Origin of the sequence: Streptomyces sp. NBC_01296 (assembly GCF_035984415.1) — a bacterium.
GTDB lineage: Bacteria > Actinomycetota > Actinomycetes > Streptomycetales > Streptomycetaceae > Streptomyces.
This window is the reverse complement of the sequence record NZ_CP130720.1, coordinates 1565279-1589214: the sequence shown is the minus strand read 5'-3', so window position 1 is coordinate 1589214 and position 23936 is coordinate 1565279. Positions and strand designations below refer to the sequence as shown.

Here is a 23936-nt window from a genome sequence, read left to right as displayed (position 1 = left end):
TCATACCTCGGGCATACACCGAAAGGAGTACAGGCCCCCCGGCCCCTGCCCAAGGTGACGGCCCCGTCGCGGTGCGTGAGACCCGGGAGAACGGGTTTGGTTCCGGGCGCGTCGGATCCGTACAGTGGCGGTTTTGAGGACTTCCGCAGCAGGCGGTTGCGGACGAGTGATCAAGGAACGGCAGCGGCCATGACGGTGACCGAAGACAACCACGTGACCGGGGACGACCACGGCTACGGGCCGGGCATCGACCCCGACCGGCTGGCCCTCTGCCTCAGCGTGCTCGACGAGCTGGACGAGCTCGACGTCGACCACCCCGACGCCATCACCGTACGCCGCGCCACCGCGGGCCTCTACCGCACGGTCAAGCAGCGCCGCCGCCAGGAGCGCCGCGCCGCCAAGACCGCCAACGACAAGGCCGTCACCGAGGCCACCGCGACGGGCTCCGCCGAGCGCATCGACGACGAGACCGAGGGCATCCTGCCTTCCTCGGTCACCGAGGCCGGCCGGATCGCCGGGATACTCCAGCGCCCGCGCTCCTGCTACATCTGCAAGACGCGGTACGTCGAGGTCGACTACTTCTACCACCAGCTCTGCCAGCCGTGCGCCGGCCACAACCGCGCCAAGCGCGAGGCCCGCGCCGACCTCGCCGGCAAGCGCGCGCTGCTCACCGGCGGCCGGGCCAAGATCGGCATGTACATCGCGCTGCGGCTGCTGCGCGACGGCGCCCACACGACGATCACCACCCGCTTCCCGAAGGACGCCATCCGCCGCTTCAAGGCGATGGACGACTCGGCGGACTGGATGCACCGCCTGGAGGTCGTCGGACTCGACCTGCGCGACCCGGGCCAGGCCGTGGCGCTCGCCGACCAGATGGCCGAGGCCGGTCCGCTCGACATCCTGATCAACAACGCGACGCAGACCGTGCGCCGCCTGCCCAGCGCGTACGCAGCGCTGGTCGAGGGGGAGAGCGCCCCGCTGCCGGCCGGCGAGCTCCCCGCCCACCACGTCATCGGCGCGTTCAACTCCGGTGCGGTCGACGGCCTGGCGGCGCTGCCCGTCGGCGTGAGCGGGCTCGACGCGCAGAAGGTCGCCGACCTCGCCCTGGTCGCGGGCAACGCCAGCATCGAACGGCACCTCGACGGCACCGCCATCGACGCGGGCGGCCTGCTGCCCGACGTCGTCGAGACCAACACCTGGGTGCAGACCATCGACCAGATCTCCCCGGTGGAGCTGCTCGAGACCCAGCTGTGCAACTACACGTCGCCGTTCATCCTGATCAGCGCGCTCCGCCCGGCGATGGCCGAGGCCGCCCGCAGGGCGTCCAGCGGACGTGCGTACGTGGTCAACGTCTCGGCGATGGAGGGCGTGTTCAGCCGCGGCTACAAGGGCGCGGGGCACCCGAACACCAATGCCGCCAAGGCCGCGATGAACATGGTGACGCGAACCAGCGGCCACGAGATGTTCGAGGCCGACCGGATCCTCATGACCTCGGTCGACACCGGCTGGATCACCGACGAGCGCCCGCACTTCGACAAGCTGCGCCTGGCCGAAGAGGGCTTCCACGCCCCCCTCGACCTGGTCGACGGTGCGGCCCGGGTCTACGACCCCGTCGTCCGCGGCGAGGCCGGCGAGGACCTGTACGGCGTCTTCCTCAAGGACTACGCGCCGGCCAACTGGTAGCCGGCCCGGGCGGCCCCGCGCCGCCCCCGCGGCCCGCCGCCGCCCCGCGCCACCGCCTGCCGTACGACCGTGCCCCGGCCCCCTCCCGAGGGGGCCGGGGCACGGTCGTTTCACGGCGTGCGCTCGTACGCCCCCGCCGCCACCAGCTCCAGGACCGGACGCCAGTCCTCCATCACGCCCGCGTCGAGCCCGACGACCTTGCCCGCGTCATCCGCTTGGCGCAACGTCACGGCCGCCTCTGCATCGGGGTCGGCCGCGAAGGCGCGGACCTCCGCCCCGTCCATCAGCCCGCCCTGCGCGCGCAGGGTCAGCGCGCTCTGCGGGGACAGCGCCCGATCGGGCTCCACGGCCGCCAGATAGCGCTTGGCCGGCACGTGCAGCCGTACCAGCCGTGCCACCCGTTCCCCGAGCAGCGGACGGATCGCCTCCGCCGCATGGTCGGCGTGGCCCGCGTCGTCCCCGGGGAAGAGCAGATGGCCCAGGTCGTGGACGAGTCCGGCGACCTGGAGCTCCTTGTCGAACGGATGCGAGCGGCGCAGCAGTGCAGCAGTCTGTAGCCCATGATCGTGCAGATCGACCGGGTCTCCGCTGCGGTCGGGCGTGTCCCACGCCCCGCGGCACGCGAGCAGCAGCTCCATCAGCTCCTCGACGCTGTCGACCCTCGGTACCACCGGCACTCCGGACCTCGCCACCGCCGCTCCTTCCGCCGCCCGCACTCCAGTCGTGCTGCTCCGGTCGAGCAGACCACCCGTCACGGGCACATCGGCGTACGACTTCCTGAACGCGCGGAGAAATCAAGCCGTCGAGTGGATTTTGCCAGTCTATTGAGCAGGGACGCGCTCATATGTGTAATCTGAGTGGCACAAGACGGCCGCATCCAGGTCACGCTCCACCAAGGCGCCACCGCGTCCGGAAACCCTTTATCCCTTGTGCCCGGCGCGCGGCTCGCCCTCCGGGTTACGCGACACAAAGGAGTGCGCGGTGACAGACACGACGACGAAGTCCGACGAGACGCTGGGAGAGCGCCCGGCAGGGCGGGTCCGCCCCCATTCGGACGAGCTCGGCAGCCTCGAAGTCTGGGCCCGGTCCGCCCCCATCCGGCTCGCGGGCTACGAGGACGACCTGGCGGAGTCCCACATCCTGCCCGGCATCGACTGACCCCGACGACGTCACGCAGCGCCCCCGAGCCGACCGGCGACGGGGGCGCGGTGCTGAGCCCACCGCCCACCGCCCCGACCGTGCGGGACGCGTGAGAGGTTCCCGATACCCGTACGCCGTGAGCGTCATCGCTGTGGGCGATCAAGACTTCCGGCCGCCCTCCGTTCCCGGCACGCTGGCCAGCATGAAGCTACTGATGCTGGGCGGTACCGAATTCGTCGGACGCGCGATCACCGAAGACGCCCTGGCCCGGGGCTGGGAGGTCACCGTCTTCCACCGCGGGCACCACGCGCCCCCGCCGGGCACCTCCGCCCTGCACGGCGACCGCACCGCGCCCGGGGGCCTGGACGCCCTCGCCGCGGGGGAGTGGGACCTCGTCGTCGACACCTGGAGCGGCGCCCCGACCGCCGTCCGCGACAGCGCCCGGCTGCTGGCCGGCCGCGCCGGGCGGTACGTGTACATCTCCAGCCGCTCGGTGTACGCGTACCCCGCCCCCGCCGGCCTGACCGAAGACGGCCCGGTGGTCGACGGCTCGGCCGACGCCGAGTCCACGGCCTACGCCGCGGACAAGCGGGGCGGTGAGCTCGCCGCCGTCGACGCCTTCGGGGACCGGGCCCTGCTGGTACGCGCCGGGCTGATCATCGGGCCGTACGAGAACGTCGGCCGACTGCCCTGGTGGCTGGAGCGGACCGCCCGCGGCGGCCCCACGCCGGCTCCCGGCCGGCCCGGTCTCCCGATCCAGTACATCGACGTACGCGACCTCGCGCACTGGACGCTCGACGCGGCCGAGGCCGGGCACGGCGGCGCGTACGACGCGGTCTCCCCGGCCGGGCACGCCACGATGGGCGCACTCCTCGAGGCCTGCGCGGCCGTGACCGGCGGCGCCGCCGAGCTCCGCTGGATCGACCAGGACCGGATCGCGGAGGCCGGCGTGGAGCCCTGGACCGAACTGCCGATCTGGCTCCCCGAGGGCGAACTGCACGACTACATGTTCGGCGGCGACGTCTCCAAGGCGCTGGCGGCGGGCCTGAGGTGCCGCCCTATCGAGGAGACCGTGGCCGACACCTGGACCTGGCTCCGGTCCCTGGACGGCCCCGTCCCCCTGCGCCCCGACCGCTCGGCCAAGGGCGTGTCGGCGGAGCGCGAGGCGCTGCTACTCGGGCTCTGACCAGGACGCTTCGGCGAGGCGGGTCGGCGGGAGGTACTCGCGCAGCAGTCTGCGGTGCCACCAGGCGCCCGTCTCGCGCAGCTCCCGCCAGGTGGTGAACCGGTAGCGGTACAGCCTGGCCCGCACGTACACCGGCGGGGCGTCCGGGAAGGGGTTGTGGCGGATCAGCCGCAGCGTGTCCCGGTCGCCCGCCAGCAGCCGCTCCACGAACGGCCCGAACCAGTCCCGCGCGTAGCCGGGGGAGAGCGCCGCGAACCACATCAGCCAGTCCAGCCGCAGGTGGTACGGGGCGAACTGGCGCGGCATCCGCCGCAGATCACCCGGTTTGCCCTTGAACCCGTACTCCCGCCACGCGCCGTCCTCCCGCGGCACCGGGTCCGCGGTGCCCTCGACCACCACCTCGTCCCGGATCCGGCCCACCGTGCCGAAGGCCCCGTACGTGTTGACCAGGTGCAGGGGGTCGAAGGAGCGGTTCATCACCTGGCGCCGCGAGACCATGTTCAGCACCGGATGCCGGCTCAGCACCAGCACCAGCACCGTCACCGCGCACACCAGGACCGCGAACCATACGGGCGCCGGGCTCGACGCGGCGGCCGGCGGCGGCCCTGCGAGCCCCGTGAAGTCGACCGCCGGCAGGGCCGCCGTGATGGTGATCCAGTTCAGCCAGGCGAAGTTGCCCGACAGCACCAGCCACAGCTGCGTCGCCACGATGATCCCGGCCGCGTACGAGGCCACCGGCTGCGGAGTGAACAGCAACACCGGGACGACCAGTTGGGTCACGTGGTTGGCCGCGCACTCCACCCGGTGCAGCGGCTTCGGCAGATGGTGGAAGAACCAGCTCAGCGGCCCTGGCATCGGCTGCGTCTCGTGGTGGTGGTAGAGGCAGGTCAGCTTGCGCCAGCACGAGTCCCCGCGCATCTTGATCAGCCCCGCGCCGAACTCCACCCGGAACACCACCCAGCGCAGCAGCCACAGGACCAGCACCGGCGGCCCCACCCGCGCGTTGCCGAGGAAGACCGCGAGGAAGCCCACCTCCAGCAGCAGCGACTCCCAGCCGAAGGCGTACCAGGTCTGCCCCACGTTCACGATCGACAGGTACAGCAGCCACAGCAGCGCCCACATCCCCATGGCCGCGCCCAGCGGAACGAGGTCCCCCGCCCCCGCGGCCAGGGCCGCGGCCATCGCGGCCCCCGCCCAGGCGCAGCAGGCGAAGAGCCGGTCCGAGTAGCGCAGTTGGAACAGGCTCGGGGCGTGTTTGAACGGCACGTACCGCACATAGTGCGGCACGGGCAGCATGCCGCGCGCCCCGATCAGTGCCCGGAACTGCAGGGCGGCCGCGACGAAGGCGAAGAGGTAGACGCCGGCGAGGGCCCGCTGGAAGACCAGCCGGCCCAGCCAGTAACCGGGCGCCGTGAACCAGTCCATCCCCTCCAGTATCGGGCGGATCAGGCCGCGGCGGCCAGCCTGCGCACGGTACGGCCCAGCCATCGGGCGTAACGCAGCTGCAGGAAGGGGATCACCGGGCCCGCGAGCCGGGTGTACCAGGTGCCCGGGCGGCTGAAGGCGGTCACCTCGAACCACACCGTGCCGTCCGGGTCCCGGAGCACCATGAAGGACTCCTCCCCGCACTCCGGGTGGCCGGCGAGCGTGCCGTACGCGAACCCGACCCGGTGGGGTTCGTAGGCGGTCCAGATCACCTCGCACGGGGCGTCGATCCGCAGCGGCCCGAAGCCGATCCCGACCACCACCCGGCTCCCCGGGCGGACGGCGCCGTGGCCGGCCCGGACCAGCATGCCCGAGGCCCGGTGGGCGCCGAAGGTGGTGACGGCGGTCCCGGCGGTCTCGAAGGCGGCCTGCCCGTGGCCGACCCGGGTGCGGTGGTGCAGGTGGTGGTATCCGGCGGGCAGCGGCCGCCGCCCCGTCGCACCCCGGTCGGGGTAGTTGACGGTGTCACGGCCGGCGCTGATGAGGCGGGTCATGGCGTGATCTCCATTCGGTCGACGGTCAGCCGGCGCCAGGCCAGCACCGAGCACAGGGCGAATCCGAGTGCGTTGCCGAGGCCGTGGGTGGCGGCCATCCAGGTCAGGGTGGGGTGCGTGATCCCGGTCGCCTCGCCGGCCGCCCACCACAGGGCGAGCAGCATCGTGGCCACCAGGACCGCGGCCGAGGTCGCGAGCAGCGCCCCGGTGGTGGGGTCCCCGGCGGCGGGCCGGATCTCCCGCCAGGTCAGCAGTGCCACCGCCCACATCCCGGCGGTCAGCACCACCGCGCCCGCCAGCTCCGCCCAGTCGTCCACGAAGTACCCGAGGAGGACCAGCAGGGTCCCGGCGGGGACGCTGTAAGCCGCCCATCGGGACAGCGCCGTGCCGTGCGCGGGGGTGGCGGCCCGGCACACCAGCCCGGCGACCAGGGCGGCCGTGAACCCGGCGAAGTGGAAGTGCGGCACGGTCAGCGCCAGGATGTCCAGGTCGAAGCCGAACAGCCGGTACCCGGCGCGCTCGGCGACGAGGGCGGTCCCGGCGACCGAGGGCGAGACCAGCGCGGTGAACACGGCGATCTCGGCCGGCACGAGGGTGCGGGTTTTGGCGGCCGGCATCCGCAGGGCCCGCAGCAGCCGGGCCGGGGCACGGGCGGCGAGGGCCAGGGTGGCCGCCGCATACAGAACGGCCAGCACGGTCGCGGCGCTGCCGCGCGGCAGCCAGAGGCACAGGGCCCCGGGGGCGGCGAGCAGGGGCCAGATCCGGGCGATCCCGCGCAGCCCGGCCGGGTCGATCAGGCGGAGGCCGGCGGGGACGACGTAGAGCATGCCCAGGGTGACGATCAGATGCACCAGTACCGTCACTGCGGACTCCCCTCCGGATGCGGCCGAACACTTTGAACGCGTTCAACTCACGGTCGTGACCTTACGAGGTTCCTTGAACATGTTCAAGACGCGGCCCGGGATTCGTCCCGGCGCTCCGGTTGCGGCCCTCCCGCGGATACGGCAGACAAGAGGGAGCAACCGGGGCGAAAAGGGAGAATCAACGTGTACGTACGGACACCCCGTCAGGCGCCGCGTCGTCATACACCGGCCCGCGCAGCCCTCTTCACGCTCCTCGGTCTGCTCGCCGCGGCCTGCGGCAGCTCCGAGGAGCCCCAGAGCGCGCCCGGACCCGAGAGCCACGAGGTCCTGCTCCAGCCCGTGGCCACGGCCGGGCCCGACCCCTTCACCACCTCCTCCGCCACCCGTGAGTCCGCTCCCGCGCAGCCCCCGCTGCCCAACCCGACCGGCCAGGGGATCCGGACCGTCAATGCGGCCACCCCCGGCCTGTACGGCGGCACCCAGCGGCTGGGCAGCTGCGACGTGGAACAGCAGCTGCGCAGCCTCACCGAGGCCGACGCCAAGGCCAAGGCCTTCGCCCAGGGCGCCTCCATCGAGACCGCGAAGATCCCCGAGTTCCTGCGCGGTCTCACCCCGGTCGTCCTGCGCGCCGACACCCGGGTCACGAACCACGCCTTCCGCGACGGCCGCGCGGTCGGCTTCCAGTCCGTCCTGCAGGCCGGCACCGCCGTCCTCGTCGACGACCACGGCATGCCGCGCGTCCGCTGCGGCGGCGGAAATCCGCTGCTCGCGCCGCGCGCCGCCAAGGGCTCCCCGGCGCTCAAGGGGGACCGGTGGAGCGGCTACCAGCCGCAGCAGGTGATCGTCATCGAACCGACCCCGAACGCGATCAAGAGCCTGGTCATCGTCAACATCGCCGACAACACCTGGCTCGAGCGCAAGACCGGCGACGACGGCGCCCAGGACCGCACCCCGCAGGTGGTCCCCGCGTTCGACCCGGCGGACGGCATCCCCGTAGGCCCTGTGACCGCGCCCGGGGTCGCCTCGCCGGAGCCGTGCGCCCCGCCCGAGACCGATGCGAACGCGGGTGCGAACGGCCTGGCCCGGACCGCGCCGCCCGCCCCGCCGAAGCCGCCGGGCGGTGCCGCCGGGCTCCCCGCCCCCCAGGCCACGGACTGCGTGCCGCAGGGCGAGCAGGCCCGGCCGGACGGTCCGCAGGCGGGCACGCAACCGGCCCCGCAGCGGCAGCAGCCTGCGCAGCCGCCCGCGCGGCCGCGCTCCGATGCGCCCGGGAACCCGCCGGGCGACGTCCCCCCGGACGCCCTCTCGGACGTCCCCTCCGACCTGCCCCCGCAGGTCCCGGCCGACCCGGGGATCCCGCCGGGGTCCGACGGCCCGGTGCAGCCGCCGAACGCCCCGTACGACGCCGATGACCCGTTCGCCCCGCACGACCCCTTCGGAGCCCCGGGCCTGCAGCAGTCGCGCTCGGATGCCGCCCGCTCGCGGGGGAGCGCCTGACCGGCCCGTGTGTCATGGTGGATCGGTGCCGACCACCGTATCGCTGCCGGACGACTGGCCCGCACACCCGGACCGGTCGCTCTCGCTGAACCGCATGGGCAGTTTCGACTGGGACCTGGACACCGGTCTCCTGCACCTGGACGCAGCGGCCCTCGACGTCTACGACATGACGCCCGAGGAGTACGACGGACGGCCCGAATCCCTCTCCTCGCGCGTCCCGCCCACCGAGGCGGTCCGGCTCGACGCCCTCGTCTCCAGCGCCCTCAAGAGCGCCGAGGACAACTACGGCGCCTACTTCCGGATCCGCTGCCAGGACGGCCGGCTGCGCTGGACGCACACCCAGGGCCGCGTCATGCGCGGCCCCGACGGCCGCCCGTTCCGGATCATCGGCATCGTCCGCGACGCCACCGACGAACTCAGCCACTCGGCGGAACGCCTCGGCCTCGACGAGGCGCGGCGCCGTCAGACCTCCGTCGTCGAGAGCACCACCGCCGCGCTCGCCCACGCCCGGACCGTGCGGGACGTCATCGACGTCATCGGCGACGCCCACGGTCTGGAGCGGCTCGGCTCCATGGGCATGGTGATGGGCCTGGTCGAGGCCGGGCGGATCCACCTCGTGGCCGAGGGGCCCGCCGACAGTTTCGTACCCGGCACCCGGTACACCCGGATCGACGAGCAGTACCCGATGAGCGAGGTCGTCCGCTCGCTGCAACCGCGCTTCCTCGACTCCGCCGAGGAGTTCGCCGAGGGATATCCCGATCTCTGGTCCAAGATCTCGTCCATGGAGATCTCGGCGGCCGCCTACCTGCCGCTGATCGCCCAGGCCCGCCCGATCGGCGCGATCGGACTGCTCTACCAGGACAAGGACGGCTTCACCCAGGACGAGCGGAACCTGCTGGTCGCACTGGGCAGCAGCATCGCGCAGAGCCTCCAGCGGGCGATGCTGCTGGAGCAGGAGCACGACCTGGCGGAAGGCCTCCAGCAGGCGATGCTCCCGCGCCGGATCCCCTCGGTGCCGGGTGCGGAGATCGCCGTACGGTACCGCTCCGCCCGGATGGGCCAGGACATCGGCGGCGACTGGTACGACGTCATCCCACTGCCGGGAGGCCGGGTCGGGGCGGTCATCGGCGACGTCCAGGGGCACGACACGCACGCCGCTGCGGTCATGGGCCAACTGCGGATCGTGCTGCGCGCGTACGCCGCCGAAGGCCACTCGCCGGGCACCGTCGTGGCCCGGGCCTCGGTCTTCCTGCACGAACTCGACACCGACCGCTTCGCGACCTGCACGTACGTGGAGGCCGACCTCACCACGGGCGTGCTGCAGCTGGTCCGGGCCGGGCACATCGACCCGCTGCTGCGCACCCGGGACGGCGACTGCCGGCGGCTGCCCGTGGAGGGCGGGATGCCGCTGGGCCTGTCGGCGGAGTTCGGCCGCCTGGAGTACCCGGTGACCACCGTGGAACTGGACCCGGGAGAAACCATCCTGCTCTGCACGGACGGCCTTGTGGAGCATCCCGGCGCGGACCTGGACGACGGGATCCAACTGCTCACCGCGCTGATCCGGAGCGGACCGGCGGACCTGCCACGGCTGGCGGACCGGCTGTGCGGGGTGATCGACGAGCGGGGCGGCGACGACGACATGGCGCTGCTCCTGCTGCGCCGCCAGGCGGAGGAGGCCCCGCAGGGCGGCGGCCGCCTCCAGCAGCACGTGGCCCCGGGAGACCCGGAAGCCCTGGTCGCGGCCCGCCACATGATCGGCGCGGCGGTCCGGTCGTGGGGCGCGCGGGAACGGTCCGACGAGATCGAACTCGTCGCGGACGAGCTCATCGTGAACGCCCTGATGCACACGGACGGCCCGGCGATCGTGACCCTGCGGGTCCTGCCGGGTGCGCAGCGCAGACTCCGCGTCGAGGTCGAGGACCGCTCCAGCGCGCTCCCGCGCCGCCGCGAGGCGGGCGAATCGGGCGTCTCGGGCCGCGGGCTGATGCTGGTGGACCGCCTGGCGGACGTCTGGGGCGTGGAGTCCCGGGGCAGCGGCAAATGCGTCTGGTGCGAGTTCGCGATGTCCTGACCTCCACCTCCACCGCCGCCCCGGCCCGAGCGGTGCGGGCCCGGCGTGCAGCTCCCGGTTCGGGTCGCCGGTACGGGGCTCGCGCGGCAGGCTGGGTGCATGCCCGAGCTGCCCGAGGTCGAGGCCCTGAGGGAGTTCCTCGACGAGCACCTCGCCGGGCGGGTGGTGGAGCGCGTCCTCCCGCTCGCCGTCAGCGTGCTCAAGACGTACGACCCGCCGCTCACCGCCCTGGGCGGGCAGCCGGCCGGGTCCACCACCCGGCACGGCAAGTTCCTCGCGATCCGGATCGGCGAACTCCACCTCGTCACCCACCTGGCCCGGGCCGGCTGGCTCCGCTGGCAGGACACCCTGCCCGACAAACCGCCCCGCCCCGGCAAGGGGCCGCTCGCGCTCCGCGTCGTCCTCGAGGGCGGCGGCGGCTTCGACCTCACCGAAGCCGGCACCCAGAAGCGCCTCGCGGTGTACGTCGTCCGCGACCCCCAGGAGGTGCCCGGCATCGCCCGCCTCGGCCCCGACCCGCTCTCCGAGGGCTTCGACCGGGACGCGTTCGCCTCGCTCCTCGCCGGGGAGCGACGGCAGATCAAGGGCGTGCTGCGCGATCAGGGCGTCATCGCGGGGATCGGGAACGCCTACAGCGACGAGATCCTGCACGCCGCGAAGGTCTCGCCCTTCAAACTGGCCGCCTCCTTCGACGAGGAGCAGATCACCCACCTGTACGAGGCCGTCCGGCGGACCCTGCGGGAGGCCGTCGAGCGCGCGCACGGCGTGGCCGCCGGGAACCTCAAGGCCGAGAAGAAGAGCGGGCTGCAGGTGCACGGCCGGGACGGGGAGCCGTGCCCGGTGTGCGGGGACACCGTCCGCTCGGTGTCGTTCGCCGACTCCTCGCTCCAGTACTGCCCCACCTGCCAGACCGGCGGCAAGCCGCTCGCCGACCGCAGGCTCTCCCGTCTCCTCAAATGACGTCCCCCTGCGTAGACTCCGGCCCCATGGCCGAGCAGCAGCCGCAGCACCAGCCGCCGCCGCCCCGGCGGGAGATCGTCACGGGTGTGCCCCGCGGCGCCCGCCGCCGCCCGCCCGCGCACACCCCGGCCCGTTCGGAGATCTCCGAGCAGACCACCCTGGGCGCCACCTACGTACGGGCCCTGATGCGCAGCCAGCTCCGGGCCGGGCTCGGCGTGCTGGGCGCCCTCGCGCTGGTCGTCGGGACGCTGCCGGTGCTGTTCGCGCTGCCGCGCTCCTCCTCGGGGCCGCTGGTCTGGGTGGCGCTCGGCCTGGTGGTGTACCCGGTGATGTGGCTGATCGCCCGGTGGTACGTCACCCGGGCCGAGCGCAACGAGGCCGATTTCACCGGCCTGGTGATGGATCCGGCCGAGGCGCCGGGCCCGCACCGGCCCGCCTGACCCGCGGGGCTTCCGCGTCCGGCACGTGCCCCGCGCCGGTGCCCCGCCTCGGAGCTCCCCGCGTCAGAACAGGTGCATCGCCAAGTGCCCCAGCGGCAGCCCGAGCTGCCAGGCCGGGGTCCACACCCGCGCGTTCTCGTCCAGGCCCAGCGGGGCGTCGGCGTGGCCGTGCCGGCCCGGGTCGAGGTTGGTGGCGAACAGTTCGGTGCGGTCCAGCCAGCGCCAGGCCGCCCGGGCCAGTTCGAGGTCCGGGTCCTCACCGCGGCCGTGCTCCCTCGCCTCCTCGCCCAGCGCGAGGAACCGGGTGTGCACCCAGTCCCGCCAGGGGTGCCCGTACGCCGTCAGCGACAGCCATTCGTCGAGCTGCGAGACCACCCGGATCCCGGAGAGCTCGCCGGCCGCGTCGGAGAGGTAGATCGTCAGCGCGAGCGTGTCCCGCCCGGCGCGGAACTCCAGGGTACTGACCGGGATCAGCCGGCCCGTGCGCAGCAGTTCGTCGGCGATGTACTCCGCATAGAGCCATGCCATGGGCACCGCGAGCCCGCCGTCACTGGTGCCGTTCGTACCCTCGGGCTGCACCGTTCCACCTTCTCCCGCGCGTCGAGCTTCCCGTCGTCAGCCATGAGCCTTCACCGAGCGGCGCGCGGAACGGGGGATGTTTACCCAACTTGAACGCTCTGAGGCCGATTTCGGTGCGCTTTGTGTCCGATCCGCGTGCATTCGGTTCGTTCGCTGCGTGGTTCCCCCGGGTGCTCAGGCGCCGAGGTCGTACCCGTACCCCTGGAGGCCCTTCTTCAGGGCGCGCAGTGCGTAGTACGTACGGGATTTGACCGTTCCTGCCGGAATCCCGAGTTCTGCAGCCGCCTCGGCCACCGAGCGGTCCTGGAAGTAGACCTGCATCAGCACCTCGCGGTGCTCCGGCCCGAGCGAGCCCACGGCCCGCCGGACATCGATCGCCGTGACCGAGCCGGCCACCGCGTCCTCGGGCGCGGGCGCCTGCTCCAGTCCCTCCGGGTCCACCTCCTGCGGCCGTGACAGCCGCGCCCGCCGGGCGTCGATCGCCAGGCGCCGCGCCACGGTGAACAGCCAGGGCCGCATGGACTCGTGGTCGCTCTCCAGCACCTCCGGGTGCTGCCAGGCCCGGACCAGGGTCTCCTGCACGAGGTCCTCGGCGCGCTGGGAGTCCCCGGCCGTGAGGCCGACCAGAAAACCGAACAGGGCCCGCCCGTGGTCGCGCTGGAGTTCGGCCAGCGCCTCGGGATCCGTGCGCAGGAGGGTGGGGGAGAGGGGCACGAGTGGCTCCTTCCTGGGTCCGTTCGGGTCCGACGGACTCACCCTCACCTGCACGGAGCGCCCCGGGAACCGTCCGGTCCCGGCGGTGCGCCCAAGCACCCCGGTCATCCGGTGGGCGGCCGCGCCCGGCGGTGAACGGTCGAACGGCGCGGCGAACGGCCGCCGGGGTGAGGCCGGGCGGTCCCGGAGCCGTTCCCCGACTGGTGACGTCCACCTCCATGGATTACAGATGGTCAGATAGTCCTACTAATGAGAGCTGGCCCCATGACCAAGCACACCCGGCAGGCCCTCGCGCTCCTGTCGGCTGTCCTCCTGGCGGCGGCCGCCGCAGGCTGTTCCGCCGGGAAGGAGCGCGCGCCGGCCCGCCTCGGCAACTCCCGCGCCCCGGCGCCGTCCAGCGGCTCCGGGTCCCACGCGGCCCCGGACGGCGCCGCGAAGGGCTTCACCCTGGTCGCGACCGGCGACGTGCTGCCGCACGACTCCGTCATCAAGCGGGCGGCGGCCGACGCGGACGGCGACGGCCACGACTTCAGGCCGATGTTCTCCCTGGTCAAGCCGGTGGTCTCGGCCGCGGACCTGGCCATCTGCCATATGGAGACCGTGTACGGGGAGGACGGCGGGCCGTTCACCGGCTACCCGGCCTTCCAGTCCCCGCCCGAGGTGGCCGACGGGCTCAAGGACGCCGGGTACGACGGCTGTTCCACCGCCTCGAACCACACCCTGGACGCCGGGGCCGAAGGTCTGAAGCGCACCCTCGACAAGTTCGACAAGGCCGGTCTGAAGCACGCCGGTTCGGCCCGTACGGCGGCCGAGGCGGCTACGCCGACCCTGTACACGGCGGGCTCCGCGAAGGTCGCGCACCTGGCGTACACGTACGACACGAACGGCTACCCGCTGCCGGAAGGCCAGCCGTGGGCCGTCAACCTGATGGAGAAGGACAAGATCATCGCGGATGCGCGGGCCGCCCGGAAGGCGGGCGCGGACGTGGTCCTGGTCAGCGTGCACTGGGGCACGGAGTGGCAGACCGAGCCGGACGAGAAGCAGCTCGCGCTCGGCAAGGCGCTGACGGCCGCGCAGACCGGCGGGCGCCCCGACATCGACATGATCCTGGGCACGCACGCACACATCCCGCAGCCCTACGAGAAGGTCAACGGGACGTGGATCATCTACGGCATGGGCGACCAGGTCGCCGGCGAGATGTTCAACTACTCGGGCGCGCGGGACATGCGCGGCAACTACGGCTCGATCGGCCGCTTCACCTTCGCCCCGCCGGCAGCCGCGGGCCGGCGCTGGCAGGTCACCAAGGCCGAGTTCGTCCCGCAGATGATGGACCTGTCCGCCGGCAAGGTCGTCAACCTGCCCGCCGCCCTCGCGCGGTCCTCGGACGGGGAGTACGAGGAGGCGCAGGAAGCCATCAGCGAGGCCGTCCTCAGCCGCGGCGCGGCCAAGGACGGCCTGACGATGGCCAAGTAACCGCAGCCCCCGGCCGCCCCCGTCACCGCCGGCCCGTCACGGAACCACCGTGACGGGCCAGCGGCCCGCCTTGACCAGGCGGATCGCCACCGAGCCGACGATGCGGTGCCCGGCCTGCTCGGAAGCACCGACCACCACCGCGTCCGCCGTCAGCTCCTGCGCCGCGCTCACCAGGCCTGCGTACGGATCGCCGCGGAAGGTGTGGAACTGCCAGCGCACCTCGTAGATGCCCTTGAGCCGCTCCGCCGCGTCCCGGATCTCGGCCACCAGCCCCTCCGCGATCTCCCCGGTGGTGTCGGCCACCGGCGCGCCCAGCGAGGCCCCGGCCGGCATCACCGGCTGGACGTACACCAGCGCCAGCAGGGCGTTCTGCCGCCGGGCCAGCCCCGCCGCGTACGCCGCCGCCCGCAGGGAGGACTCCGACCCGTCCACCCCGGCGAGGATCACCTTGGGGCCGTCCGTACCGCGTTCGAATCCCGTGTTCACATGCTCGGTCACCCTCCCGAGGCTATTACCTTCGCCGCGCGCAGCGGCGTCGGCCTCCCTACAGTGCGAACCATGAGTGCCACCGTGGAGGAGACCCGGGGCACCCGGAACCGCTTCCTGAACCGGGTGCCCGACGCATTCGCCGCGTTCTTCGGAGCGCTCGGACTGCTGTGCGCCCTACTGGCGCTCTCCCCGACGCTGCGGCACCTCCTGCGGCACATCGTGCGGTTCCTCGACGAGATCGTCGTGCCCGTCAGCGCCAACCTGGCCTACGCCGTCTTCCTCTTCCTGCTCGCCGCCGCCCTCGGCACCCGCAAGAAGGTCGCCTGGTGGATCGTCGTCACCTATCTGGCCCTGCTCGTCCTGGTCGACCTGCTGATCATCGCCGACGACTACTACTGGATCGGCGGCCCCTCGATGGCCATCGCCGTCGCCGCCCTCGGGATCCTGGTCGCCGCCCGCAAGGAGTTCTACGCCGCCTCCCGGCCCGGTGCCTTCTGGCGGGCCCTGCTCGTCCTGGGCCTCGGCCTGCTCGTCGCCGTGCTCCTCGGCTGGGGCCTGGTCGCCCTGTTCCCCGGCACCCTGCCGAAGGGGCAGTGGCTGGACTGGGCCGCCCGGCAGGTCTTCGGCGGCCTCGTCTCTCCCCGCCAGTTCGACGGCCACCCGCCCCGCCCGCTGTACTTCTTCCTCGGCCTGTTCGGCGCCCTCGCCCTGCTGAACGCCGCCTCGACCCTCTTCCGCTCCCAGCGGCTGACCGCCGCCCTGCACGGGGACGAGGAGCCCCGGATCCGCGCGCTGCTCGCCGCCTACGGCCGCGGCGACTCCCTCGGCTACTTCGCCACCCGCCGCGACAAGGCCGTCGTCTTCGCCCCCAACGGCAGGGCCGGCGTCACCTACCGCGTCGAGGCCGGCGTCTGCCTCGCCAGCGGAGACCCGGTCGGCGACCCCGCCGCCTGGACCCCCGCCGTGGACGCCTGGCTCACCGTCGCCCGCCGCCACGGCTGGCAGCCCGCCGTCATGGGCGCCTCCGAGGAAGGCGCGACCGGGTACGCCCGCTCCGGGCTCAGCGCCCTCCAGCTCGGCGACGAGGCGATCCTGCACGTCGCCCACTTCGACCTCGACGGCCGCGACATGCGCGTCACCCGCCAGGCCGTCAACCGCGTCAAGCGCACCGGAGCCTCCACCGTCATCCGGCGCCACTCCGCCCTCAGCGACGACGAGATGCAGCGGATCATCGAACGCGCCGACACCTGGCGCGACACCGAGACCGAGCGCGGGTTCTCCATGGCCCTGGACCGGCTCGGCGACCCCGCCGACGGGGACTGCCTGCTCGTCGAGGCCTTCGACGCCCGGGGCGAGCTGATCGCCCTGCTGTCCTTCGTCCCCTGGGGCAAGGACGGCATCTCCCTCGACCTGATGCGCCGCGACCGCAGCGCCCCCAACGGCGTCATGGAGTTCATGGTCGCCGAGCTGTGCGCCGCGGCGCCCGGCCTGGGCGTACGCCGTATCTCCCTGAACTTCGCGGTCTTCCGCTCGGCCTTCGAGGAGGGCGGCCGGATCGGCGCCGGGCCGGTGCTCAAGCTGTGGCGCAAGCTGCTGCTGTTCTTCTCCCGCTGGTGGCAGCTGGAGGCCCTGTACCGCTCGAACGTCAAGTACGGGCCCGAGTGGTACCCGCGGTTCCTCTGCTACCAGGACGCCGGCTCGCTCGCCCGGGTCAGCCTCGCCTCCGGCATCGCCGAGGGCTTCGTCTCCGTACCCAGCCTGCGCAAACTGTGGGGCAACGCGCACGCCAGGGGGCTCACCGCGCCCGCCTCCACCGAGGGGCTGCCCTCGCTCGACTCCCTCGCCCTCGACCTCGTGGGCGTGGAGGCCGAATCGGCCGCGCGCGCCGAGCGGCTGCCCGAACAGGTCCGGGTCCGCCACGACAAGATGGAGCGGATCCGGGCGGCCGGCACCGACCCGTACCCCGTCGGCATCCGGCAGCGCACCCACACCGTGGCCGAGCTGCGGGCCGCCCTCCCCGGCCACCCGCCGGGCACCCTCCCCGGCCACCCGCCCGGCGCCCGCTCCGGGGAGCAGGCCACGCTCGCCGGCCGCGTGATGCTCGTACGCGACCTCGGCGGCGTGGTCTTCGCCGTCCTGCGCGACTGGTCCGGGGACATGCAGCTGATGTTCACCCGCGACGAGAGCGGCGCCGCCGTACTGGACTCCTTCACCTCCCAGGTCGACTTCGGCGACCACGTGGTGGCGAGCGGCGAGATCGGCGCCAGCCGCAGCGGCGAGCCGTCCCTCCTGGTCTCCTCCTGGCAGCTCACCGGGAAGTGCCTGCGCCCCCTGCCGGACAAGCGCAAGGGTCTCGCCGACCCCGAGGCCCGCGTCCGGCGCCGCTACCTCGACCTGGTCGCGAGCCCCGAGGCGCGGGACGTCGTACGGGCCCGCTCCTCGGCCGTCCAGGCACTGCGCCAGGGGCTGCTGGACCGCGGCTACCTCGAGGTCGAGACCCCGATGCTCCAGCAGATCCACGGCGGGGCCAACGCCCGGCCCTTCCGGACCCACATCAACGCCTACGACCTCGACCTGTACCTGCGCATCGCACCCGAGCTGTACCTGAAGCGGCTGTGCGTCGGCGGCCTGGAGAAGGTCTTCGAGATGGGCCGCACCTTCCGCAACGAGGGCGTCTCCTACAAGCACAACCCCGAGTTCACGATGCTGGAGGCCTACCAGGCCTTCGCCGACTACGACGTGATGCTCGACCTCACGCGCGAGCTGATCCAGGGCGCCGCGACGGCCGCCTTCGGCTCGCCGATCGCCCACAAGGCCGGCCCGGACGGACAGCTCGTCGTCCACGACATCTCCGGGACCTGGCCGGTCAAGACGATGTACGGAGCCATCAGCGAGGCGCTCGGCGAGGAGGTCGACGCCGACACCGCGGAACCCGTGCTGCGCCGGCTGTGCGAGCGGGCAGGAGTACCGCACGCGCCCGAGGACACCCGCGGCGACGTGGTGCTGGAGATGTACGAGCGGCTGGTCGAGGAGAAGACGAAGCTGCCGACCTTCTACAAGGACTTCCCCACCGACGTCTCCCCGCTGACCCGGCAGCACCGGAGGGACCCGCGCCTCGCCGAGCGCTGGGACCTCGTGGCGTTCGGGACGGAACTGGGCACCGCGTACTCGGAGCTGACCGACCCGGTGGAACAGCGGCGCCGGCTCACCGCCCAGTCGCTGCTCGCGGCGGGCGGCGACCCCGAGGCGATGGAACTCGACAACGACTTCCTGGACGCCCTGGAGTACGCCATGCCGCCGACCGGCGGTCTGGGCATCGGGGTCGACCGGCTGGTCATGTTCCTCACGGGCCTGACGATCCGCGAGACGCTGCCGTTCCCGCTGGTGCGGCGCGGCTGATCGGGTGAGGGGAAGCCTGCGCGTTCGCGCCTCTCGACATCAGCGGGGATGTCGTTGATACGTAGTAATAATGAAAAATGACGAGCCGACAGTAGGGCGACGCATGCTCCTGCGTACCGCCGTCTTCCTCGGAGTGGCCGCCGCCTCCGGACTCCTCACCGGCGGCGAGACCGGAGCCCCCGGACAGAACACGGCGGGCGGCGCACCCGGCGCGGGCCTCGGCGCCGGACCCGGCGGCGGCCCGGCGGTCGGACAGCCGGGACCCGGCGGAGCCGCCGGACCGGGCGGAGTCCGCGCCCTGCGGCCGCAGGCGCCCGGGCAGGCCGCGTACCGGCTGAGCCCCATGACCTCCGAGACCCCGCTGCGCCCGCCCGCCGCGAAGCCCGCCGTACGGACCCGGCCCATCCTGGAACTGCCCGCCGACGCGAGCACGGCGAGCGCCATGGTGCTCACCTTCGACGACGGGCCCGACCCCCGCTACACGCCCGACATCCTGGACACCCTCGCCCGGTACGGCGTCCGCGCCATGTTCTTCGTCTGCGGGGAGATGGCCACCGACAACCGGGACCTGCTGCGCCGGATGGCCGCCGAGGGCCACCTCATCGGCAACCACACCTGGACCCATCCGCTGATCCCCACGCTCAGCCGGCCCGCCCTCGCCTCCGAGATCGCCCGCACGAGCGAGGTCGTACAGCAGGCGGTGGGGGAGGCCCCGCAGTGGTTCCGGGCGCCGTACGGGGCGTGGAACCGGGCCGCGTTCGAGATCGGGGCCGAGCTGGGCATGGAACCGCTCGCCTGGACCGTGGACACCCTGGACTGGAAGGAGCCGGGCACCGCCACGATCGTCTCGAACGTCCTCAAGGGCGCGGCGCCCGGAGTGATCGTGCTCAACCACGACGCGGGCGGCGACCGCTCGCAGAGCGTCCAGGCGGTGAGCACCTACCTGCCCCAACTCCTGGCCCGGGGCTACCGGATGACGCTTCCCGCGCTGCCGCCCCGCTGAGGGGTCCTCTCCCCCGGCGGGGCGGTGCGCCGTCGTTCAGCGCGTCTCCACCATCCGGGCGAAGACGACCACGTTGCCGTCGTAGCCCCGGGCCTTGGAGTAGCCGCCGCCGCAGGTGATCACCCGGAGCTCCGCGTGCCCGGTGTCCCCGTACACCCGGGCTCCGGGGAAGGTCTCCTTCGAGAAGACCTCCACCCCGTACACCTCGAACACCGCCGTGCGCCCGTCGTACCGCTCCACCTCGATGTGGTTGCCCTTGCGCAGCGAACCCAGGCCGTAGAAGACCGCCGGGCCCTGTGCGTTGTCGACGTGGCCCACGATCACCGCCGAGCCGCGCTGCCCCGGCGAGATGCCGTTGAGGTACCACCCGGCCAGATTCGGGTCCTGCGGCGGCGGGGCTTCGATCCAGCCCTGCCGGTCGAGCCCCACCGTCATCACCGGCGCGTCCACCCTGATGTTGGGGATCCGGACGCGCTGGACCGACGAGTGCTCCAGCGGCTCCACCTCCACCGGTGGCGCGGGCTGGTGCTGCATGGGCTGCTCGCCCTGCACCGGCGGATTCGCCGGCAGCTGCTCGGCAGGCACCCCGACCGCCGCGGCGGCGGTCGGCTGCGGCGGGCCGTCGGCGACCTCCGCCCCGTTGCGCATCATGGCGAGGCCGCTGAGCATGACCAGTGCGAGCACGCCCCACGGGGATCGTCTTCTCGGTGGCTGCTCGCTCTCGTCCTCGGTCATGGCTCTCCCTTCCCGACGCGGGGGTCCCGACCCGCGTTCTTGTCCCACCCCTGTACGCCCTTCTCCACGCACGCTAAGGCTGCGTGCGCAAGACGGCGATCGGTGAAGGGCGAACGGGTGGCCGGGCCGGAAGGGGTGCGCCCATCCAGGTATTCGTCACATAAATGCCTGACGGGTCGTGACCTGCGGATCCGTCAGCCAGGCCGCGCGAGCCTCGGCGTGTCGCTCAACCTTGCGGCCCAAAGCCGGAAATGCGCTGGTTGCGAGCCGCCCGGAGGGTTCGTCGTGGGAGGCGTTCTCGTCGATCTTCCCGGGCGACCGCTCCGGGGCGCTTCCCGCTGGAGGTTCCACCATGCGTGTTCTCCGCGCCCTCACCGTGGCCGCGGCGGCCTTCGTCGCCGTCGGGCTCAGTACCCCGTTCGCCGCCGCGAACCCGTCGGACCCGCTGGGCGGATCTCCGTCGGGTCTGGGAGGCAACGGGGGCAACACCGGCAACGGGCCAAGCAATGTCACCGTCAACCCGTACTCCGTGCACCAGGGCTCGACGATGCAGGTCAGTGCGGCCGGCTGCCGCCACGGCGGCACTGTCTGGTCGGCCGGCAACTTTCCCCAGACGAACCTCTCGGCCGGGTCCATCGGGTTCGCCACCGTCCGGATCTTCAACCACGCCTCGCCCGGCAACCACACGCTGTCGGTCAAGTGCCACGACAACAGCCTGGTCGCCACGCACCGGTTCACGATCCTCAACGGCAACGGCGCACAGGGCGGTCTCGGCGGCTCGTTCGGCCCGTCCACCGCCGAGACCGCCATCGGGGCGGGCCTCGTCGGCGCGTCGGCGCTCGGCGCGGGCGTCCACGTGATGCGCCGGCGCCGTCCCGTCCGCGGGCGGGCCTGACGGCGCCGCCTCCCCGGTCGCAGCCCGGGAACCGCCGGTCGCCCCGAATCCTCGGCCAGGACTCGGGGCGACCGGCGGTCGGTGCTCTTGTGTGTGGTGTGGCTGTGGTGCGGTCTGCCGTTCGTCGCCCGTTGCGTGTTCGTCGAGCGTCGGTCGCGCGTCCGCGGAGGGCGCTCAGTGGCCGCGTGCGCAGCGGCGGCGGCGGAGGAGGGCGTACGCCGTACCGCCGGCGGCCGCGAGGAAGAGCCCGGCGCCCGCGCAGAGCTCCCGGGGATCCATCCCGGCGACACTGCCGCCCAGGCCGCCGCGGACACCGAGGGAGGCGCCGCCGGTGGCGGTGGAGGTGACGGCCGTATTGGCCCTCGCGGTGGCCGTCGACGTGGAACTGGTGGTGGGACGGGTGGTGCCGCCGGTGATGGTGAGGTCGGCCGAACCGGTCTCCCCGTTGCAGGTGAAGGAGACGGAATACACGGCTCCGCGACGGGCGTCGCGGTCGACGGTCACCCGAGCGGTCTGGCCGCGCGCGATGCTCACGGTGTCGAAGACCCCGGAGGAGGCGGTGGCGTAGGCGGCGTTGCAGCCGGTGACGGAGAGCACCGTCTTGCCGCCGGGGGCGACCGTCGACGGGGTGATGGCGAAGCCGAACGAGGTGATGGGCTGGGCCTCGGCCGCGGTCGCGGAGGGCGCGCCGAGGACGCCGAGCGCGAGTACGGCGCCCGTGGCGCCGACGCTCAGCAGGGCTGTGGCGTTGGTACGTATCGCACCCATGGTTGTTCTCCGGATCCCCGAGGAGCAGCCGCGGAACGGTTTCCGCACGTGGGGGGTCGTGCGCCTCGATGCCCGCCACGCTAGGCGCGGCCGCGGTGACCCGCGATCAGGAACGGGCGAATGGGGCACGGCCATGGGCCGAACCGGGGACGGGAGGCCCGTCCCCGGTTTGCCGGGCGGCTGCGGGGGCACGCGGGGGCCCCGGAATCCAGGCACCCCGGCATCCCCGCAGGCCGGGTACCGTCGGCAACCCGGCGCCTCAGTCGCCGAGCCCCAGATGCGGGAACTGTGCGAGGAAGGGCTCGGCGGTCGCCGCGATGCCCCGCCCGAACGGTGCGTCGAAGTCCCAGATCAGGAACAGCAGGAAGGCGATCAGCGCGCTGAACAGGCCCGCCAGCAGCAGCTCCCGGAACGAGCGGCGGATCTGCAGGGTGAAGACGAGGCCCACCGTCACCAGCGCGCCGGCGATCAGCCCGAACCACACCACCCCGGGCATCGTCGCCCCCGCGCTCTGGCCGCGGGCGCTGCGCGCGTCGTCCACCAGCGCGACCTGGTCCACCAGCGGCTGGTACGCCTGCCCCTCGTGGTCGGTCTGCGGCGCGTAGTCCGTGACGTCCCGGCGGATGCGGTCCAGCAGCTCCCCGCTGCGGTCGGTGAGATTGCCGCTGTCGGCCATCTCCTTCCACTCCGTGTCCACCACGTACGTCACGTACGCGTCGACGTCGGACCTGATCTTCCCCCGCACCTCGGCCGGATAGACCTCGGAGCGGACGCTGATCTCGTGCAGGGCCTGGGCCTCCTGGCGCACGTACTCCTGGGCGGCGCCGCGGCCCTCCCAGACACCGGCGATCGCCAGGCCCAGCACGATCGCGTAGATCACCCCGATCATCATCGTCATGTACTCGATGACGTCCGGGGTTTCGTTGGGATCGTCGTCGTCGCCGATCCGCCGGTGGTTGAAGAAGGCGATGGACAGCACCACGGCGCAGGCCGCGGCCATCGCGAGGGACAGGACGAGCCATTCCGACAAGATGACTCCCAAATCGGTCACGAGGGGGTGTGCGGGGCGGGTCTAGCGCGGGCGCAGTGCGACGATCGCGAGCACTGCGGGAGCCGCGGTCATCAAGGTGAAGGTCACCGGTGAGATGTGGTGCTCGGGCCGCTTGGCGACCGTCGTGCGGTAGGCCGGCCTGGCCACGGGCTTCTTCGGGGGCGGGGCCGGGGGCGTCATCGCGGGGGCCGGCGCCTTCACCTCGAGCGGCGGGGGCGGTACCGGCCTGGGCGGGGCGGGCGCGGGAGGCTTCGGCTTCGCCCGCGGAGCGGGCGGGGGAGTGGGCGGGGGAGTGGGCTTCGGAGCCGGCGGAGGCGGAGGCGGCACGGGCGGCGGAGTCGGCTTCGGGGGCGGCTTCGGCGCCGGGGGAGGCGGTGGGGTCGGGGTCGGGGTGGGGGTCGGCTCCGGCGGGCACGGCGGGGGAGGCGGTGGCGGGCAGTGGTGTGCCCCGTGTCCTGCGTGGCCGCCGCCTCCGGGGTGGCCCCCGTGTCCGTTGTCGTGTCCGTTTCCGTGGCCGCCGCCCTGCCCGCCGGGAGGCCCGTCGCCGTGATGTCCGCCACCCCGGCCGCCTGCGGTCGCACCGCTTCCGGCGGCCGCGACCAGCCGGACGGCGGCCGCGCCGTCCCCGGCGTCGATCGTTGCGTAGGCGCAGCTATCAGCCACGGCCGGCGTGGCGGACAACGCCGCCCACAGCAGGACCGGGACCACCAGCAGGCGTCTGGTACAGGCTCTGTTCACCCGGGGAGCATGGGCTCACGTGCGCCCGCGCACGCGGGGCTCGGCCGTGGTTCGCCTGAACGGGTGGAGCGAAGACCGTAGAGGTTTGAGCCACGGAACGAAGTATTCCGGTCATGTGTCCGCGTATTCCCATAAGCGATTTATCGGTTTCGGTCATTCGCTGCGGGAGGGGCCGCGGAGGTCTTTGGTGTGTGATGAAGAACGGATCACCAATTTCCGCTTTTACTCGCTCCGTTGGGCAATGATCAGTACATTCGGCTCGGACAGGCGTCC

Annotated in this window: 22 protein-coding genes; 11 read left to right on the top strand and 11 right to left on the bottom strand. The window is 72.9% G+C overall.

What is annotated here, in order from left to right:
- The first annotated feature begins 189 nt into the window (after positions 1-189).
- Positions 190-1683 carry an SDR family NAD(P)-dependent oxidoreductase gene (locus tag OG299_RS07550; protein WP_266635328.1) on the top strand — a complete coding sequence of 498 codons (1494 nt, stop codon included), beginning with the start codon at positions 190-192 and terminating at the stop codon, positions 1681-1683.
- A 110-nt stretch (positions 1684-1793) separates the two neighbouring features.
- Here the strand turns inward: OG299_RS07550 and OG299_RS07545 are convergent, their stop codons facing one another.
- Positions 1794-2321 (bottom strand): HD domain-containing protein, encoded by a 528-nt coding sequence (locus OG299_RS07545; protein WP_327364475.1) that lies wholly within the window; start codon positions 2319-2321, stop codon positions 1794-1796.
- Between the two features lie 343 nt (positions 2322-2664).
- Between OG299_RS07545 and OG299_RS07540 the strand changes: the two genes are divergently transcribed.
- Positions 2665-2841, top strand: a complete 177-nt coding sequence (locus tag OG299_RS07540) for a hypothetical protein (RefSeq protein ID WP_266635950.1) — start codon at positions 2665-2667, stop codon at positions 2839-2841.
- A gap of 184 nt (positions 2842-3025) precedes the next feature.
- The gene (locus tag OG299_RS07535) at positions 3026-4009 is read left to right on the top strand and encodes an NAD-dependent epimerase/dehydratase family protein (RefSeq protein ID WP_266635329.1); all 984 of its coding nucleotides are present in this window, start codon (positions 3026-3028) and stop codon (positions 4007-4009) included.
- Here OG299_RS07535 and OG299_RS07530 read toward each other — a convergent pair.
- The 3 genes from OG299_RS07530 to OG299_RS07520 are packed head-to-tail and all read right to left on the bottom strand — an operon-like array spanning position 3995 to position 6851.
- Complete coding sequence (locus tag OG299_RS07530; protein ID WP_327360988.1) at positions 3995-5434, bottom strand: lipase maturation factor family protein; 1440 nt, start codon at positions 5432-5434, stop codon at positions 3995-3997. The genes OG299_RS07535 and OG299_RS07530 overlap by 15 nt on opposite strands.
- A 20-nt stretch (positions 5435-5454) precedes the next feature.
- Complete coding sequence (locus tag OG299_RS07525) at positions 5455-5988, bottom strand: DUF1990 domain-containing protein (protein ID WP_327360987.1); 534 nt, start codon at positions 5986-5988, stop codon at positions 5455-5457.
- On the bottom strand, positions 5985-6851 hold the full coding sequence (locus OG299_RS07520; RefSeq protein ID WP_266635332.1) for a YndJ family protein: 867 nt from the start codon (positions 6849-6851) through the stop codon (positions 5985-5987). The genes OG299_RS07525 and OG299_RS07520 overlap by 4 nt, the downstream gene beginning before the upstream one ends.
- Before the next feature lie 183 nt (positions 6852-7034).
- On the opposite strand from OG299_RS07520, the gene OG299_RS07515 reads away from it, so the two are divergent.
- From OG299_RS07515 to OG299_RS07500, 4 genes are all read left to right on the top strand, one after another.
- A complete protein-coding gene (locus OG299_RS07515) occupies positions 7035-8348 on the top strand; it encodes a DUF6777 domain-containing protein (protein ID WP_327360986.1) in 1314 nt (437 codons plus the stop codon).
- Positions 8320-10419: a SpoIIE family protein phosphatase gene (locus OG299_RS07510; protein WP_389866463.1), complete on the top strand. Its 2100-nt coding sequence runs from the start codon at positions 8320-8322 to the stop codon at positions 10417-10419. Before OG299_RS07515 ends, OG299_RS07510 begins: the two co-directional genes overlap by 29 nt.
- A gap of 99 nt (positions 10420-10518) precedes the next feature.
- Positions 10519-11379, top strand: a complete 861-nt coding sequence (locus OG299_RS07505) for an Fpg/Nei family DNA glycosylase (RefSeq protein ID WP_327360984.1) — start codon at positions 10519-10521, stop codon at positions 11377-11379.
- 26 nt (positions 11380-11405) lie between these two features.
- On the top strand, positions 11406-11819 hold the full coding sequence (locus tag OG299_RS07500; RefSeq protein ID WP_327360983.1) for a hypothetical protein: 414 nt from the start codon (positions 11406-11408) through the stop codon (positions 11817-11819).
- Between the two features lie 63 nt (positions 11820-11882).
- Here the strand turns inward: OG299_RS07500 and OG299_RS07495 are convergent, their stop codons facing one another.
- Positions 11883-12347: a hypothetical protein gene (locus OG299_RS07495; protein ID WP_327364474.1), complete on the bottom strand. Its 465-nt coding sequence runs from the start codon at positions 12345-12347 to the stop codon at positions 11883-11885.
- 225 nt (positions 12348-12572) lie between these two features.
- Positions 12573-13112 (bottom strand): sigma-70 family RNA polymerase sigma factor, encoded by a 540-nt coding sequence (locus tag OG299_RS07490; RefSeq protein ID WP_266635337.1) that lies wholly within the window; start codon positions 13110-13112, stop codon positions 12573-12575.
- A 264-nt stretch (positions 13113-13376) separates the two neighbouring features.
- Between OG299_RS07490 and OG299_RS07485 the strand changes: the two genes are divergently transcribed.
- Positions 13377-14585, top strand: a complete 1209-nt coding sequence (locus OG299_RS07485; protein WP_266635338.1) for a CapA family protein — start codon at positions 13377-13379, stop codon at positions 14583-14585.
- 36 nt (positions 14586-14621) lie between these two features.
- On the opposite strand, the gene OG299_RS07480 is transcribed toward OG299_RS07485, so the two are convergent.
- A complete protein-coding gene (locus tag OG299_RS07480) occupies positions 14622-15083 on the bottom strand; it encodes a universal stress protein (protein ID WP_266635339.1) in 462 nt (153 codons plus the stop codon).
- 60 nt (positions 15084-15143) lie between these two features.
- On the opposite strand from OG299_RS07480, the gene lysX reads away from it, so the two are divergent.
- On the top strand, positions 15144-18473 hold the full coding sequence (gene lysX, locus OG299_RS07475; RefSeq protein WP_327360982.1) for a bifunctional lysylphosphatidylglycerol synthetase/lysine--tRNA ligase LysX: 3330 nt from the start codon (positions 15144-15146) through the stop codon (positions 18471-18473).
- Between the two features lie 103 nt (positions 18474-18576).
- Entirely contained in the window at positions 18577-19476 is a 900-nt protein-coding gene (locus OG299_RS07470; protein WP_327360981.1) for a polysaccharide deacetylase family protein, read from the top strand.
- A gap of 36 nt (positions 19477-19512) precedes the next feature.
- Here OG299_RS07470 and OG299_RS07465 read toward each other — a convergent pair whose 3' ends face one another.
- Positions 19513-20211, bottom strand: a complete 699-nt coding sequence (locus OG299_RS07465; RefSeq protein WP_266635342.1) for a class F sortase — start codon at positions 20209-20211, stop codon at positions 19513-19515.
- Between the two features lie 352 nt (positions 20212-20563).
- On the opposite strand from OG299_RS07465, the gene OG299_RS07460 reads away from it, so the two are divergent.
- Positions 20564-21106, top strand: coding sequence for a hypothetical protein (locus OG299_RS07460; protein ID WP_266635343.1), 543 nt, complete (start codon positions 20564-20566; stop codon positions 21104-21106).
- A gap of 174 nt (positions 21107-21280) precedes the next feature.
- On the opposite strand, the gene OG299_RS07455 is transcribed toward OG299_RS07460, so the two are convergent.
- From OG299_RS07455 to OG299_RS07445, 3 genes are all read right to left on the bottom strand, one after another.
- Positions 21281-21874 carry a hypothetical protein gene (locus OG299_RS07455; RefSeq protein WP_327360980.1) on the bottom strand — a complete coding sequence of 198 codons (594 nt, stop codon included), beginning with the start codon at positions 21872-21874 and terminating at the stop codon, positions 21281-21283.
- A 259-nt stretch (positions 21875-22133) separates the two neighbouring features.
- The gene (locus OG299_RS07450; RefSeq protein ID WP_266635345.1) at positions 22134-22904 is read right to left on the bottom strand and encodes a bestrophin-like domain; all 771 of its coding nucleotides are present in this window, start codon (positions 22902-22904) and stop codon (positions 22134-22136) included.
- A 42-nt stretch (positions 22905-22946) separates the two neighbouring features.
- Entirely contained in the window at positions 22947-23105 is a 159-nt protein-coding gene (locus OG299_RS07445; protein WP_266635346.1) for a hypothetical protein, read from the bottom strand.
- Positions 23106-23936 lie beyond the last annotated feature (831 nt).